Genomic DNA, 15,377 nt, shown 5'->3' with positions numbered 1-15,377 from the left:
ATCCGTGTCCCGATCTGCCGTGCCAGGTCACAACCAGTCGTGCGGCGCTTCCGCGTTCATCACAGTGGTCGTTCACGACGCCGCAGCGGCGCGCGGCACCTATACTCAGGACGCATGGACGGCGGTTGGCAGCTGCTCGGCCGGCCCTCCGAACATCAGGCGATCCTTTCCGCCCTGACCGACGGGGGAAGCGGCGTCATGCTGGTCGGACCCCCTGGGGTCGGCAAGACGACATCGGCACGAACGGTGACCGATTCGCTGCGTGCCCCGGTGCACTGGGCAGCCTGCACGGAGTCCTCCCGGGCGATTCCACTGGGTGCTTTTGCGCCGTGGGTCCGTCTGTCGCCGAGCACCTCCCGCGATCCGATCGCCGCACTCGTGTCGGCGCGAGAGGCATTGATCGCCGAGCCGAACACCGTGATCGGCGTCGACGATGCTCACCTGCTCGACCAGCTCTCGGCAACGCTGCTACACCAGATCACCATCGAACACGCGGCTCGTGTGGTGGCCACCGCCCGCAGCCGCGAGACCGTCCCCGACGCCATCACGACGCTGTGGAAGGACGGGTATCTCACCCGGATCGAGCTCGACCCGCTGACCAAGGAGCAGTGCACCGAGCTGGTCGAGAAGGTGCTCGGCGGGACTCTCGAAGGTCTCAGCGCCGACGTGATCTGGGAATCGTCGGGTGGTAATCCCCTCTTCCTGCGGAACATGGTCGAGGGTGCGCTGGCGGCCGGAAACCTCACGGAGAACAACGAAGTCTGGCAGCTTCGTGGCCCCACCGCCGTGCCGTCGGGACTCGTGGCATTGATCGACGAGCGACTCGATCGGGCCGGTGACGCCGTGGTGGATGCGTTGAAGTTGCTCGCATTGTACGAACCACTCGATCTCGACACGCTGGTCGAACTCGGACCCTGCGTTCACGGATCGTGGCGGTCCTGCGTGATCGTCCGATCACCTCGGCCGCCGAGCGGATCCGGCTCGTCCGGCTCTGCGTCGACGGTGATCAGGACATCGAGCCCAAGCTGTTGATCTCGGCCGCCAAAGATGCGGTGGCACTGACCAATCTCCCGCTCGGTGAACAGCTGGCCCGCGCCGCCCACGAACGCGGCGGCGGTGTCGCAGCAGCCGAACTGTTGTCGCGGGCACTGCTGTGGCAGGGTCGGATCGCCGACTCCGATGAAGTGCTGGCCGGCTACGACCCGGACGATCTCGACGAACTGCAGTTGGTGCAGTGGGGCGTTCCGCGGATGAGCCGGCTGTTCTGGTCGATCGGCGACGTTGCGCAGAGTGGCCGGCTGTTGCAGCTGATGCGTGACAGGGTGGGCCATCGGGCGCTGCGCTTGGTCGTCGATGCGGCCGGCGCTGCCATGGCGGTACACGAAAACCGCATCGACGAGGGCATCGAGGCGGCCGAGAAGGTTCTCGCAGACGCCGAATCACCCTCTCAGGCAATAGACTTCGCGGCATTCGGCGCAGGTTTGGCGATGCCGGTCGCCGGTCGTGGACTGAATTTCGAGCCGATCGCGGCGCGATGCCGTCCGGAGCAGAAGGCCACCGACGGCATGATCAAAGTGATGATCCGCTACGGCGATGTGCTCGCGCTGGCGACTGTCGGTGACCTCGATGCGGCCGACCGCCGCACCGTAGAGTACGCCGAGTTCTCGTCGTCCGGCCAGTTCGTCGGCTGGGCGATCGCCAAGATCATGCCGGGTCTCGTCGCGACCCACCGCGGTGCCTTCCGCACTGCGGCGAAGGCGATCGAGCAGGCACTGGCGGCGCTCAACGCCGAGACATCCCTGCCGTGGCAGCTGCCCGCGCGGCTGATCCTGGTCCGGGCCTACGCTGCGCTCGGTGAGGTGGCGAAGGCGCAGCAGGTGATCGACGACGCGGAGGAACACTCCGGACCGCACCTGCGCCTTCACGAACCGCAACGCACGATCTCGCGTGCCTGGATCGCGGCATCGACCGGGAGCCCTCGGGAGGCGATCGAGTTGTGTGGTGAGGCTGCGGAATCGGCCCAGAGCTCGGGGCAGTATGCGGTAGCCGTCGAGGCGTTGCACCATGCGGCTCGGTTCGGCGACCGCCAGATCGCGCAGCGTCTCACCGACGTCGGCCGGTTGGTCCAGGGTCCGGTGGTCGGCCTCTATGTGCAGCATGCGGCCGCGGTCGCGAATGCGGACCCGGCCGCGCTCTGCGTGGTAAGTGGGCGGTTTGAACAGATCGGTCTGATGCTCTCGGCCGCCGATGCGGCCGCGCAGGCGGTTCCGTTGTACGACCGGGCCGGACGACGACGCGAGTGTGCCGAGGCGACCGCGCGCTCCGCACGGCTGGCCGCACGCTGCGACTCGGCGACGACACCGGCCATCCGTGCTGCCGCGCGGCCGCTGCCGGTCACCGCGCGGGAGCGGGAGATCACCGCGCTGGTGGCGCAGGGGCTCAGCAACCGAGAGATCGCCGAGCGCCTCACCGTGTCGATCCGAACCGTGGAGGGGCACATCTACCGCGCCTGCATCAAACTCGACGTCGCGGATCGGGACGCCTTGGCCCGCATCGTGTGGAATTAGGGTCCTTCGCGACGCCGCTGGGCAGGCACCGGGGCTCCTCACCGAACCGGCGGCCGCTCGCGTCACGAGCCAGTGGGTTACGCATCAGGCGGCTCGCGGGACACTAGGCTGGCACACCGTGACAGAGTCCGTGGACGTCGTGGTGGTGGGTGCAGGTGTGATCGGCCTAGCCGTGGCGCGCCGGCTTGCCCGGGACGGTCTCAGCGTGGTGGTCCTCGAGCGTGAGGACGCGATCGGCACCCAGACCAGTTCCCGCAACTCCGAGATCATCCACGCCGGGATCTACTATCCGTCGGGCAGCCTGAAGGCACGGATGTGCGTGGCCGGCCGCGAACTCCTGTATCGCTACTGCGCCGATCACGATGTCGCGCACCGTCGGACCGGCAAACTGATCGTCGCCACCGACACCGATCAGCTCGCCGCACTCGACGGTATCGCCCAGCGTGCGCGCGAGAACGGCGTCGACGATCTGCGACGGATCGGTCGGACCGAACTGGCGGAGATGGAGCCCGAGGTGTGCGGCGTGGCTGCGTTGTGGTCGCCGTCGACCGGAATCGTCGACGCCCATGGTCTGATGGGTGCGCTTCGCCGCGACGCCGAGCAGGCAGGAGCGGTGATCTCCTTGCGCAGCGACGTGACAGGGGGCCGCGTTCGACCGGATGGTCGGATCGAACTCACGGTCCGCGACATCGGTGCCATCGTCTGCGCGACGGTGGTCAACTGCGCGGGTCTGGGCGCCTGGGGGCTCGCGCGATCGCTGACCGGGTTCCCGGCCGAGCGGGTGCCGCTCCGGCACCTCGCCAAGGGGAGCTACTTCGGCTTGCGAGCCGGCCGAGCACCATTCGAGCGGTTGATCTATCCGGTGCCGGTGGACGGTGGCCTCGGCGTCCATCTGACCGTCGACCTCGACGGCATCTCACGTTTCGGTCCCGATGTGGAATGGGTCGCCCACGCTGAGCATGTCGTCGATCCGGCCCGGGCCGATGCGTTCTACGCCGCCATCCGCCGCTACTGGCCCGGATTGCCCGACGACGCCCTGCAGCCGGACTTCGCCGGCGTCCGACCGAAGCTGACCGGCCCGGGAGAACCGGCCGCCGACTTCCTGGTGCAGGGGCCGACCGACCATGGCGTCGCCGGTGTCGTCAACCTGTTCGGCATCGAGAGTCCGGGCCTGACGTCCTGTCTGGCGCTGGCTGCCCATGTTGCCGCGACGATCGACCGTGACCGGCTACGGTGAACTGCACGGAGCCGTCGCGACGGCGGTCTGATGTGGGGAGCAGCATGAAACTCGGGTTACAGCTGGGATATTGGGGTGCACAGCCGGCAACCAACCATGCCGAGCTGGTCCGGGCGGCCGAGGCCGCCGGATTCGACGCCGTCTTCACCGCCGAGGCGTGGGGATCGGATGCCTATACCCCCTTGGCGTGGTGGGGATCGTCAACCGAACGCGTCCGGCTCGGCACGTCGGTGCTGCAGCTGTCGGCACGTACCCCGACCGCCTGCGCGATGGCCGCACTCACCCTCGACCACCTGTCCGGTGGCCGCCACATCGTCGGGCTCGGCGTGTCGGGTCCGCAGGTTGTCGAAGGTTGGTACGGTCAACGATTCGCCAAGCCGCTCGCGCGAACCCGTGAGTACATCGACATCATGCGGCAGGTGTGGGCCCGCGAGGCGCCGGTCACCAGCACGGGCCCACACTATCGGTTGCCGCTGACCGGGGACGACGCCACCGGACTGGGTAAACCACTCAAGCCGATCACGCACCCGCTGCGTGCCGACATCCCGGTGATGCTGGGCGCCGAAGGCCCCAAGAACATCGCCCTGGCAGCCGAGATCGCCGACGGCTGGCTGCCGCTGTTCTACACGCCCCGACTCGCCGACACCTACAACGAGTGGCTTGACGAGGGATTCGCACGGCCGGGGGCCCGGCGCACGCGCGCCGACTTCGAGATCTGCGCCACCGCCCAGATCGTCATCACCGACGACCGGGCCGCCACCTACGAGGCGATCAAACCGTTCCTCGCGCTCTACATGGGCGGGATGGGCAGCGAGGACACGAATTTCCACGCCGAGGTGTATCGGCGGATGGGCTACGCCGACGTCGTCGACGAGGTGACCGCGTTGTTCCGCAGCAACCGCAAAGACGAGGCCGCACAGGTGATACCCGACGAAGTCGTGGCCGATTCGGCCATCGTCGGTGACATCGAGCACGTGCGGTCGGAGGTCAAGCGGTGGGAGGCCGCCGGCGTCACCATGATGCTGGTGTCGCCCGGCAGCGTGCCCGAGATCGAGCAGCTGGCGACGCTCATCTGAGCAGCCAGATGTCGCGCCAATCGCCGTCGGGTCGGGTCACCGCACTCGTCCGGGTCACATTCGCCTACCTGCTCGCCATCGCGGTCGCGGTGCTGTGGTTGCTGTGGGGACCCGCGACCGGTGTGTTGTGGCTCGATACGTTGATCGCCGACCTGCTGGCCACGGTCGTCATCTTCGGTTTCAGCCGGGTCCACCACAACAGCAGCTTCTACGACGCGTACTGGAGCGTGATCCCGCCGCTGCTGCTCGGGTACTGGTGGTGGCAGTCAGACCTCGGCGTCGACGATCTCCGTACCTGGCTGTTGTTCATCGTGGTTGCGGTGTGGGCGGTCCGCTTGACCGCGAACTGGGTCGGTACGTTCCCCGGTCTGCACCACGAAGATTGGCGCTACGCACAGCTGCGCGCCGACGCCGGTCGGTGGGAGCTGCCGGTGGACCTGTTCGCCATCCATGTGATCCCGACCCTGCAGGTGTTCGCCGGGATGGTGCCGGCCTATGTTGCGGTGACCCACCCGGCCCAGGGCCCGACCTGGTTGGTCGTCGTGGCGTTCCTGGTGGGGTTGTCGGCTGTCGGACTCGAGACGATCGCCGATGGGCAGCTGCGCCGGTTCGTCCGGTCCGCTCGCGGCGGCGATGTGATGGATCGTGGCGTCTGGGGATGGTCGCGCCACCCGAACTATTTCGGTGAGTTCTCGTTCTGGTTCTCGCTCGCGCTGTTCGGGGTGGCGGCGTCTCCGGCGGACGCCTGGTGGCTGTTCATCGGCGCCGCGGTGATGCTCGCTCTGTTCGAGGGCGCGAGCATCCCGATGATGGAGCGGCGCAGCCTCGCCCGACGACCCGGCTACCAGTCGGTGATCGACCGGGTACCGCGGTTCGTGCCGCGGCCACCGCGCGCGGGCGGTGCCGTGCGGACTCGCCGATGAGCGCGCACCGACGGCGACCGCGGGTCGTGATCGCCGGCATGGGTGACAGCGGGTTGCTCACCGCGCTCCATCTGGCGCGTGGCAGATCGCCGGTTCCGTTGTCTCGGTCCGGTTCTCGGGCGACTATCGACATCGTCGGGATCTCGTCGAAACCCGGGCTGCTCAGCGGGCAGGAACTGGGCACCCGGATTGCGCGACCCGACGTGTGGAGCCGCGATTATTGGATCGGGTTCGACCGCTTTCGCGGACTCGACCGGGTGCGGACCGTGCACGGCACACTCGTCGGTCTCGACACCGGTCAGCGGCGGGTGGAGGTTGTGCGCAGCGACTGCTCGACCGTCGCCGAACCCTACGACGTGCTGGTGATCTCCACTGGGGTGCGCAACGGCTTCTGGCGGCAGCCGACGCTGCAGACCGCGGCCGACATCGCCGACGACCTCAGGCGGACACATGCACGTCTGCGCGCTGCGACGAGCATTGCGGTGATCGGCGGTGGGGCGGCCGCGATCAGCAGTGCGGCCAACGTGGCCGCGGTATGGCCCAACAAGAACGTGCACCTGTACTTTCCGGGCTCCCGGGCGTTACCCGGTCATCATCCGCGGGTGTGGCAACAGGTGCGGGCCCGCCTCGAGGGCTATGGTGTCGAGCTGCACCCGGGGCATCGCGCCCGACTTCCCGCCGGCTCCGGGATCGACCACATCGGTACCGGACCCGTTCAATGGAGCACCGGTCAGCCATCGGCACATGCCGACGCCGTTGTCTGGGCGGTCGGAGCGGTGCGTCCGAACACCGAGTGGCTGCCCGCCGATCTGCTGGATGAACACGGGTTCGTCCGCGTCGACGACGATCTCGGCGTGACCGGGCACGAGCGCATCTTCGCGCTCGGCGATGTGGCGGCGACCGATCCCCTGCGCAACTCGGCGCGTAACCGGGCCGACCGACTGGTCGCACACAATGTGCGCGCCACACTGCGCGGTGGCCACCGGCGCCGTTATCGTCCTCGACAGCATCGCTGGGGGTCGGTTCTCGGTGTCCAGCGCGACGGACTGGAGATCTTCACCCCCGATGGTCGAGGGTTCCGGCTGCCCGCATGGTCGATCGACACCGTCCTGCAGCCTTGGATCGTCCGCCGCGGAATCTATCGCGGGGTGCGCGATCAGGAGTGGGAAGTCTAGGACGTCTGCGCTTCCCGCAGAGTGGCCAGCCAGGTGTGCACCAGCGGGACGACGCTGGCCCCTTCCCCACTGGCGGCGGCGACTCGCTTCATCGACCCCGAACGGATGTCACCGGCCGCGAACAGGCCGGGTTCGCTGGTGGTCAGTTCGGCAGGCGGAACGTCGCCAGGCCACCGCTGCCGGGGTACGTCGCGGCCGGTCAACACGAACCCGTCATCGTCACGCTCCACCACCTCGGGCAGCCAGTCGCAATGTGGGGAGGCACCCAGCAGCAGGAACAGTCCGCCGGCCGCGCATCGTTGCTCGCGTCCGGTGCGATTGTCGCGCAACATCACCCACTCCAGCCTGCCGGAACCACCACCGTCGACGACCTCGCTTGACCCGCACACGGTGATGCGTGGATTGAATGCGATCTCCCCGACGAGGTAGTCCGACATCGTCGAACTCAGATCCGGGCGCCGCACCACGATTGTGACCGAGCGCGCATGGCGCGCCAGGTGGATGGCTGCCTGACCGGCGGAGTTGCCGCCGCCGACCACGAAGACATCCTGCCCGTCCATCTCGCGTGCGGCGCTCATCGCGGCGCCGTAATGCACGCCGACACCGACGAGTTCCTCCAACGCGGCCACGCCGAGGCGTCGATAGGCGACGCCCGTGCTGATGAGGACCGACCGAGCGCATACCTCGCCGCCGTCGGTCACGAGACGATAGGGCGCCAGCGCCTCCTCGATCAGCAGACGCTGCACCGGCCACCCGGTCAGGAACCGCGCGCCGAAACGCAGCGCCTGCGTCCGTGCCCGCTGCGAGAGTCGCATCCCGGAGATCCCGCGCGGGAACCCGAGATAGTTGCGGATCATCGAGCTGGTACCTGCCTGCCCGCCCACCGCCTCCGACTCGATGACGACCGTCCGCAACCCCTCGGAGGCGGCGTACACGGCGGCTGCGAGACCGGCCGGCCCGGCCCCCACCACGGCGAGGTCGACAACGGTGTCAACCGAGATGTCGGAGGGTCGGCCGTAGAGCAGCACCGCGACGTCACGGACCGACGTCGGCGCGATGACCGAGGTGGTGTCACCGCGCAGTGAATGGACCAGGGTGTCGGGAACTGGTGTGCGCGAATCGGTCCGGCTGAACAAGTCGATGGTGGCGCGGCCCTCCGGACTGTCCGGCATGTGCGTGCGGTACGGCATCCCCATCCGGTCGAGGAAGTCTCGGATGGACATGGTGAGCGCCGTGAGTTCGGTGCTGACGATCCGGATGACCTCCACTTCCGGTGCGGCGACCGTTGCTCCCCAGTCGGAGAGCAGTTCGGTGATGGCGTAGTGGAATTCTTCGTCGCGCGGGCCGCGCGGGATCAACAGAAATGTGTCGAACTTGCCCTTCTGCAGCGCGGGCCGCAGAGTCTCGGATCGCTCCATGAACACCGACCAGTGGATGCCTACCACTCGACGTGCGGTCGGCACGATACTCCGGAAGGTCGCGAGTGCCTCGAGCAGGTTCATGTCGGGCAATTCAGACTCGACCACGATCATCGCGATGGGCCGCCCGTCGCTACGCAGCCTGCTCAGCTGTGTGATCGCCTCGATTGCCGATGCCGCACAGGTGATGTCGTAGTCACGACGGTAGCGATCGAATTCGCCCATGAGGGTCGCGGCATGGCCGGAGGCCACCACGACGATCGATGGCGCACGTGAGTTGTCCGCAGCTGGCGTGGTCACCGAACCAGTCTCCCACCGACGGGGCGGTCAGGTCGGGCCGATCACCACGGTGCGGGTGGCCAGTGCGCGATCGCGGACGGTGAACAACCGCGTGCCGGGTTTCTGACCGATCCGGATCTCACTGATCGCCATGCCCACCGAGATCAACCGGTCGTGGGTCACCGCGATATCGGGGGCAGACCACGCGAGGCCCCACAATCGGCACGTGGGCCCATGGGCCGGATCGGCTCCGACCACGACCTCGACGACGAGATCGGCGGCGCGAAAGAACAGTTGGCGAGTATCGCCGCCGATGTGGCGATCCAGGCGGAAGTCGAGGTCCAGGGTGGCGCCGAAAAGCGCGAGCGCATGATCACGAGTCGGTGCTGTGAAGACGAGATGATCGAGCCTGGGGATGTCGGCATCCGGCCACAGCGGTAGGTCGATCCGATCGGTCACGCCGACGGGTTCGTCAGGGTCCAGGCCTCGGCGCTTGGTCAACCGCTGCGCGTCGGCGAGATTGTCGACGCCGAAGCTCACCCGGTGTCCTGCTGCCCCATCTCCGTGAAACCGCAGCGATCCGTTACCGAACCCGAACGCCCCGTTCGTGGACCCACGACCCAACAGGGACGTGTACACGGCGTGGGTCGCAGCGACGTCCGGTGACATCAGGTCGACGTCGACGCCGGTCGGCGGTGCTCCGTTCACGGCCGCAGCTTACTGGTGATGTGCCATGCGCCGCAGACACATCGGTAGCACCGCAGCGTCGGCCCGGAGCCGGTGTGGCGGCGGACGGCAACGATGCTCTCGCGGGCGAGTACGTCGGAGGCAAAGGCCACCTTGTCCGGGGTGGGGCACGATCGCGGTGGGGCCGCTTTCGAGACCCCGGCGCGCCGACGCTTGCGAGCCGGAGTCGCGGCGGTTCGAGCTTCGATGGCGCGATAGAAGTTCTCGAGTTCGGCGTCGGTGAACGACGAGGACTCGGGCTGCCGGCCGTTGATGTCCTGCGATTTCGACGGTTCGGGTCGCACTGGACGACCCGAACGGCGCTCGTCGGTGCGCTGCTCGATCTCACGATAGAACGCCTCGAGATCGTCGTCGGAGAACGGCACCCCACGAGTTTAGTGCGCCGCGCGCGCAGATCACCGTGTCAACTGATCACCGCCACCCGGCCCATGGCTGCCGGTCGAGGCGATCCCGCTTGTTGGCTCAGCCGGCGGCTTTCGCCACCTTGTAGGCCGCTCCGGCACCTTCCCGCTGCTTCATCTTCACGATCGCGTTGTGGTGACGTCGCGCGTGGTAGGCCAGCGGGAAGTAGGTCAACCGCTCGGGCAGTACGCGATAGGCGGCGCGAATCGCCGCGTGGATGCGCTCGAGTTCGCGCTGTTCGCCGTCGGTCCAGGACACACCGAGGATCTCTCGGATGCGTGGGTCCATCACCCCGATGGTGGTCAGATAGTTCAACTTCTGGGCGGGCACCGAGGCATAGCGTGCGATGGTGTTGGCGAACCGGACCAACGGTGCGGGGACCGTGCCGTCGAGCCGCGGCGCCGTCTGCATCTGGCGGACCAGTTCCACCGCCGTCGGGTGGGCGACCAACACGTTGTCGATCATGTTGTCGAAGTAGGGGGTGAACTCCTCGATCGTCTGCGGGAACCCCTTCATGGGCACCTGCACGATCTTCGCGATCCGGACGTTGTCGCGGTACACCTCCTCCTCTTCGACCGGGGTGAACTCGCGACCGAGGACAAGCGGTGCTGCCGTCACCGACGTCGGAAAGGCAGTGGCGATGACCCACTGATAGGCCTCGGGGTTGAGCGCGCTGATGTGCTTGCCCTCCGCGTTGCGCATTCGTAGCGGCTGATGCATGCGCCGCAGCCGTTTGCCCTCCTCGATGGCTTCCTGCCCGCCATACACCCAACGCATGACCGAGTCGATCGACCGGATGGCCCTACCCATCGGGTCCGTGCGGTACACCGAGTACTTGCCGACGACGTCACCGATGACCGGATGCATCACCTGCATCACGAACGCCGCACCGTTGACCGGCAGGAACGTGTAGCGGCCAACGAGTTCGGCGGTCAATGAATCGGGAGAAATGAGTTCGATCTCGTCATCGCCGTGCGATATCACCGGTTCGTCGGCCAGCATCGGGGACGGTTGGGTGATTGTCATGTCGGACCTCCACGCGTTCTGACTCGTCTCAACGAGCGACCTCATTCTGAGGACTTATGTAGTCAGATTAACGTGTGAGCTCGCCCACGTCGACACCTTTGCGAAAAAGGTTGCGCGTTACTCGGTCAAGTCAGCGGGCCATCCAGCGCCGTCGTCGGATGACACCGCGCATCCGACGCAGCTCTCCGGAGGTCAACGTCGCGGGCGGATCGTCGGCGACGATGCGGTCGACCTCATCGAAGAACTCCCTATCGGTGAGTCCGAACTGTTCGGCGATGGCGCTCGACGAGCCACCGCCGAGTTGATACCAGTGCTTCTCGAAGTCGATCATTTTCTGCTGCTTGTCGTGCGGTGTGTCGAGCCGCTGCTTGTCGCGCACTGTCACTCTGCCCCTGAGATATCGCCGGAGAATCGTCGAATGGAACCGGCACCCGCGCTGACTGTTCAACACCGGCCGTTCGACGCCTGTCGCCCATATTGTGCCCTCGGATGATGGCGTGTGTCACTGCCTGGAATCAACGGGACGTGAATGTCGCGTGGCGTGTGGCCGCAGGGTCGGACATTTCCCCCGAAACGTCCAAAAGTCCGCGCGCACCGGATATTTCGTTCGCTCCACTCACTGCTCGTAGCGAGGGACCACCGCGTAAACGACGAGATCCGATGGAACGCCCTTGGCTTTGAACCGCCGCTTGCGACGGTGGTAGCGCTCGGCGTCCGCGTTGTTCAGGGTCGCATCACTGGCGAACAGTTCGCCGGGTCCCGCGGCATCGGCCACCCGGGCCGCGATGTTGACATCGACGCCGATGAAATCGTCCCCCACCGCGCGCGGGGTTCCGGTGTGCAGACCGGCGCGCAGTTGTGGCCGGTAGCTGTCGATGGTCAGCGCGCTCACTGCGCAGATGGCCTCGTGGGCTGCTTCGATCGCCTCGGTGCCGTCCAGGAACACCGCCATCGTCCCATCGCCGAGGTACTTCACCACACTGCCACCCCGCGCGGAGATGACAGATTCGGTCACCGCGTTCACCTCGGACAACAGCCGCAACACCTGGTCGTCGCCCGCCCCGAGAGCCCACGTGGAGAAACCGACCAGATCGGTGAACAGGATGGTTGCGGGCACCGGTTCGCGCCCCCGGCCGCCGCGTCGGGCGAGCATCGTCTGCCACACCTGCAGCGCACCGAGGCCCAGTTCACGAATGACGCTGGGCTGCTCGGGACGAGCCTCGTTGATCAATCGGGCCAGGCGATCGGAGGTCCGGCCCCCATCCTGCGGTGGCGAGCCGGGCAGCAGACCGCGTGCCGCACGCGCCGCCCGAACCGCTCGGGCGTTGGCATCAGAACGAGCCAGTGCGTCGGCGGCACGGCGTGCAGGCCCAAGGTTGCCCGAATGCCGCGCCGAGGAGGTCGCCGTGACCGCGTCGGTGGGGTCGGCAGCATCGCCGTGCTCGTCGCCGGCATCGTCGGTCCGCGTCACGTGGGCCAGTGTATTCCGCCGGCCGGAGGGCTCCGCCCCGATGTGGGTCACGGGCGGTCAGTGGGTGCCGGCAGCCTCGTGATCGGAGCGGCGGCGGCCGTCACAGCGGTTCGCGCGCACACTGCTCGCCATCGCAGCGCTGATGAACGCCACTCCGACCAAGCCCGTGACCACCTCGTTGACCTCGATCTGGATGCTGAGAAGAAGGATGACCGCAAGTGCCCCGATCGCCCAGTGCGCGCCGTGCTCCAGATAGCGGTACTGGCCCAATGTGCCCTGCCGAACGAGATAGATGGTGATCGAGCGGACGAACATCGCGCCGATGAACCCCAGCCCGAGCGCGATCAGGATGGGGTCCGGGGTGATGGCGAACGCGCCGATGACTCCGTCGAACGAGAACGACGCATCGAGTACCTCGAGGTAGAGGAACAAGAAGAATCCGGCCTTGCCCACCGCCACCGTGGTGGGGTGGGGATCGCGACCCGTACGTGTCGACGTATCGGTATCCATCGCAGACGCGTCGCCCGGCCCGTCGTCGGGCGAACCGCCGAACACACCGGGTTGGCGACGTTGGAACAACGAGCTGAGGCCATCGACGAGGAGGTAGGTGACCGCTCCCAGTAGACCTGAGATCAGCACGGTGGCCCGTGAGTCGTCAGGTGACAGATACTCTGCCACCACCACCAGAACCACCATCGCGATCACGACGGCGAGCTGATCGAGACGACCGAGCTGCCCCAGTGGCCGCTCGATCCACGACAGCCACGTCAGGTCACGGTTGCTGAGAACGAAATTGAGGAACAGCAGCAGCAGGAACATGCCGCCGAATGCGGCGATCTGCGGGTGGGCCTCCAACAGGATCGCCTCATAGCTCGGGCTGCCATCAGGGAAATGGTCGGCACCATCGGGCGGCGGATTCATCGCGAGCCGGAACGCCTCGGCCGGGGCGAGGCCCCCGGTGATCCAGACGATGGCCAGCGGGAACAGCAGACGCATGCCGAACACGGCGATCACTATGCCCACCGTCAAGAACATCCGTTGCCAGAACAGACTCATCCGTTCCAGCACCGTCGCGTTGATCACGGCGTTGTCGAAGGACAACGACACTTCGAGGATGCCGAGGATGGCGCACAACGCCAGTCCGGTCCAGCCCCGGTACAGGAAGGCGGCAGCCAATGCGGCGAGACTGACGAGAACCGACAGCCCGAAGACCCGGACGATCACCGCAGGCGCTCGGCTTCGCGGGCCAGGCCGAGCAGGTCGTCGGTCAGCGATTGCAGCGTCGGGGTGTCGGCGCATTCGGCCACAGCGGTCACCAGGTCCTCGGCGGCGCAGCGTAGCGCGAACATGCGGTCACCGAATGCGTCCGCCTCGGCCGAGGTGAGGATGACCGCGTCGTCGGGAATAGAAGTGCCCTGTGTGAGCGCTCTTTGTTCGTAGGCACGTTGCCTACACGAACGTTTGCAGTACTTGCGGCGACGACCGAGGTCGGAGTCGATCATGCTGCGACCGCACCACGCGCAGGAATAGGGCCGTCGGCGGGGGTCGTCCACGGAGTAGACCGTACCGGGGCCCGTGGGCGGGTGTGGGACGTGGCGTCCCCGCCGATCGGGGCCGAACGCGTAGAATGGTCGTGTTCAGCGCCGGTTCAGCCCGGATCGCCGTGCGTGAATGTCACGCGCGGGGGTCCGGCTGCGCCCGGACCGACGAGATGTTGAGAGGAAAGTCAATGGCAGATCGAGTGCTACGGGGTAGCCGACTCGGTGCGGTGAGCTACGAGACCGATCGCGATCACGACCTCGCCCCACGACGCATCGTCCAGTACCGGACCGACAACGGTGAGATCTTCGACGTCCCGTTCGCCGACGACGCCGAGGTGCCGTCTAAGTGGCCGTGCAAGAACGGCATGGAGGGCACCATCCTGGAAGGTGCCGAGCCCGAGGAGAAGAAGACCAAGCCGCCGCGCACGCACTGGGACATGTTGCTCGAGCGTCGTTCGGAAGAAGAGCTCGAGGTGCTGCTCAACGAGCGTCTCGAACTGCTCAAGCAGCGGCGCAAGGGCGTCACGAACTGATTCGGTACAGACGACACGCAACAGAGGGCCGGGTGATGTTCACCCGGCCCTCTGTCGTTTCTGTGCACTCGGTTGGTTCGGTCAGCGGCGCAGACCGCGCAACCGTTCGATCCGGCTCTCGATCCCCCACCGGGCTACCATCACGAACGCCTCGCCCATCACACCACCGCTCATCTTCGACTCCCCGATCTCGCGTTCGGTGAAGGTGATCGGTACCTCTCGGACGTCGAACCCCGCGCGGACGGCCCGCCAGGCCAAGTCGATCTGGAAGCAGTAACCGGCCGACTCGACGGTGTCGAGTTCGATCTTGTCGAGCACCTGGCGGCGGTAGGCACGGAAGCCGGCGGTGATGTCGTGCACCCTGGCACCGAGCGCCAGTCGCGCGTAGGTGTTGGCTCCTCGGGACAACATCTCACGATGACGTGGCCAGTTCACCAACTGGCCACCGGGAACATAGCGTGACCCGATCACCAGATCGGCACCGTCGTTGACGGCGTCGAGCAGGCGGTGGAGCTGCTCGGGAGCGTGACTCCCGTCGGCATCCATCTCGATGATCGTGGCGTAGTCACGGTCGAGACCCCACGCGAAGCCGGCCAGGTAGGCCTTGCCGAGGCCGTCCTTCTCGACCCGGTGCAGCACGTGGACTCGGTTGCGCGCATCCTCGGCGGCGAGACCGTCGGCCACCTCGCCGGTACCGTCGGGACTGGAATCGTCGACCACCAGGAGGTGGATGCCGGGCAGGGCCGCGTGCAGGCGTTCGACGATGACGGGTAGGTTCTCCCGCTCGTTGAAAGTCGGGATCACCACCAGCGCGCGTTCGCCGTACGGGCCGACGACGCCGGGCGCCGTCGCGTCCGCGCCGTTCTCCGGTTGTCCATCACCGGCTGTCGGTTCACCCAATGCCACCGAGCTCCTCGTTCAGTCCCGCAGTGGTCGATCCTGTGGTGGTCGATCCTGCGGTGGTTGATCCTGTGGTGTTCGA

At 66.9% G+C, this 15,377-nt stretch carries 14 protein-coding genes and 1 pseudogene; 6 read left to right on the top strand and 9 right to left on the bottom strand.

Translation table 11 applies throughout. The features are described 5' to 3' along the window. Positions 1-114 precede the first annotated feature (114 nt). The 5 genes and pseudogenes from OSB52_RS21580 (at position 115) to OSB52_RS21560 (ending at position 6,978) form a co-directional block, all read left to right on the top strand. A pseudogene (locus OSB52_RS21580) lies at positions 115-2,567 on the top strand (LuxR C-terminal-related transcriptional regulator). A gap of 118 nt (positions 2,568-2,685) precedes the next feature. Continuing rightward, the gene (locus tag OSB52_RS21575; RefSeq protein WP_266063455.1) at positions 2,686-3,804 is read left to right on the top strand and encodes an NAD(P)/FAD-dependent oxidoreductase; all 1,119 of its coding nucleotides are present in this window, start codon (positions 2,686-2,688) and stop codon (positions 3,802-3,804) included. A gap of 44 nt (positions 3,805-3,848) precedes the next feature. Further along, positions 3,849-4,880, top strand: a complete 1,032-nt coding sequence (locus OSB52_RS21570) for an LLM class F420-dependent oxidoreductase (RefSeq protein WP_235724781.1) — start codon at positions 3,849-3,851, stop codon at positions 4,878-4,880. An 8-nt stretch (positions 4,881-4,888) separates the two neighbouring features. Then, complete coding sequence (locus OSB52_RS21565) at positions 4,889-5,803, top strand: DUF1295 domain-containing protein (protein WP_266063454.1); 915 nt, start codon at positions 4,889-4,891, stop codon at positions 5,801-5,803. Beyond that, the gene (locus OSB52_RS21560) at positions 5,800-6,978 is read left to right on the top strand and encodes an FAD-dependent oxidoreductase (protein ID WP_266063453.1); all 1,179 of its coding nucleotides are present in this window, start codon (positions 5,800-5,802) and stop codon (positions 6,976-6,978) included. The genes OSB52_RS21565 and OSB52_RS21560 overlap by 4 nt, the downstream gene beginning before the upstream one ends. Here the strand turns inward: OSB52_RS21560 and OSB52_RS21555 are convergent. The 8 genes from OSB52_RS21555 to OSB52_RS21520 all read right to left on the bottom strand — a co-directional run bounded on the left by OSB52_RS21555 (position 6,975) and on the right by OSB52_RS21520 (position 13,874). After that, complete coding sequence (locus OSB52_RS21555; protein ID WP_266063463.1) at positions 6,975-8,621, bottom strand: NAD(P)/FAD-dependent oxidoreductase; 1,647 nt, start codon at positions 8,619-8,621, stop codon at positions 6,975-6,977. The genes OSB52_RS21560 and OSB52_RS21555 overlap by 4 nt on opposite strands. 102 nt (positions 8,622-8,723) lie before the next feature. Then, positions 8,724-9,383, bottom strand: coding sequence for a VOC family protein (locus OSB52_RS21550; protein WP_266063452.1), 660 nt, complete (start codon positions 9,381-9,383; stop codon positions 8,724-8,726). Beyond that, positions 9,380-9,787 (bottom strand): hypothetical protein, encoded by a 408-nt coding sequence (locus OSB52_RS21545; protein WP_235724786.1) that lies wholly within the window; start codon positions 9,785-9,787, stop codon positions 9,380-9,382. The genes OSB52_RS21550 and OSB52_RS21545 overlap by 4 nt, the downstream gene beginning before the upstream one ends. A 97-nt stretch (positions 9,788-9,884) precedes the next feature. Further along, the gene (locus OSB52_RS21540) at positions 9,885-10,850 is read right to left on the bottom strand and encodes an oxygenase MpaB family protein (RefSeq protein WP_266063451.1); all 966 of its coding nucleotides are present in this window, start codon (positions 10,848-10,850) and stop codon (positions 9,885-9,887) included. A 130-nt stretch (positions 10,851-10,980) separates the two neighbouring features. After that, on the bottom strand, positions 10,981-11,235 hold the full coding sequence (locus OSB52_RS21535; RefSeq protein WP_372512463.1) for a DUF3263 domain-containing protein: 255 nt from the start codon (positions 11,233-11,235) through the stop codon (positions 10,981-10,983). Between the two features lie 231 nt (positions 11,236-11,466). Continuing rightward, complete coding sequence (locus tag OSB52_RS21530; protein ID WP_372512462.1) at positions 11,467-12,321, bottom strand: adenylate/guanylate cyclase domain-containing protein; 855 nt, start codon at positions 12,319-12,321, stop codon at positions 11,467-11,469. 57 nt (positions 12,322-12,378) lie between these two features. Continuing rightward, positions 12,379-13,545 carry a DUF475 domain-containing protein gene (locus OSB52_RS21525; protein WP_266063450.1) on the bottom strand — a complete coding sequence of 389 codons (1,167 nt, stop codon included), beginning with the start codon at positions 13,543-13,545 and terminating at the stop codon, positions 12,379-12,381. Beyond that, positions 13,542-13,874 (bottom strand): hypothetical protein, encoded by a 333-nt coding sequence (locus OSB52_RS21520; RefSeq protein WP_372475152.1) that lies wholly within the window; start codon positions 13,872-13,874, stop codon positions 13,542-13,544. The genes OSB52_RS21525 and OSB52_RS21520 overlap by 4 nt, the downstream gene beginning before the upstream one ends. A gap of 176 nt (positions 13,875-14,050) precedes the next feature. Between OSB52_RS21520 and OSB52_RS21515 the strand changes: the two genes are divergently transcribed. Next, on the top strand, positions 14,051-14,395 hold the full coding sequence (locus OSB52_RS21515) for an RNA polymerase-binding protein RbpA (protein WP_160902307.1): 345 nt from the start codon (positions 14,051-14,053) through the stop codon (positions 14,393-14,395). An 81-nt stretch (positions 14,396-14,476) separates the two neighbouring features. On the opposite strand, the gene OSB52_RS21510 is transcribed toward OSB52_RS21515, so the two are convergent. Further along, positions 14,477-15,301 carry a polyprenol monophosphomannose synthase gene (locus OSB52_RS21510; protein ID WP_372475154.1) on the bottom strand — a complete coding sequence of 275 codons (825 nt, stop codon included), beginning with the start codon at positions 15,299-15,301 and terminating at the stop codon, positions 14,477-14,479. Between the last annotated feature and the right edge of the window lie 76 nt (positions 15,302-15,377).

The sequence above is a fragment of the Gordonia aquimaris genome (genome assembly GCF_026262595.1).
Taxonomy (GTDB): Bacteria; Actinomycetota; Actinomycetes; order Mycobacteriales; family Mycobacteriaceae; genus Gordonia; species Gordonia tangerina.
Note: the sequence above shows the minus strand (reverse complement) of the source record. Positions and strands in the feature narration are given on the sequence as shown.

Excerpts from the sequence above, each read along its gene's own strand:
- OSB52_RS21570 (WP_235724781.1), top strand. The coding sequence starts at position 3,849 with ATGAAACTCGGGTTACAGCTGGGATATTGGGGTGCACAGCCGGCAACC.
- OSB52_RS21565 (WP_266063454.1), top strand. The coding sequence starts at position 4,889 with ATGTCGCGCCAATCGCCGTCGGGTCGGGTCACCGCACTCGTCCGGGTC.
- OSB52_RS21560 (WP_266063453.1), top strand. The coding sequence starts at position 5,800 with ATGAGCGCGCACCGACGGCGACCGCGGGTCGTGATCGCCGGCATGGGT.
- OSB52_RS21555 (WP_266063463.1), bottom strand. The coding sequence starts at position 8,621 with ATGGGCGAATTCGATCGCTACCGTCGTGACTACGACATCACCTGTGCG.
- OSB52_RS21540 (WP_266063451.1), bottom strand. The coding sequence starts at position 10,850 with ATGACAATCACCCAACCGTCCCCGATGCTGGCCGACGAACCGGTGATA.
- OSB52_RS21515 (WP_160902307.1), top strand. The coding sequence starts at position 14,051 with ATGGCAGATCGAGTGCTACGGGGTAGCCGACTCGGTGCGGTGAGCTAC.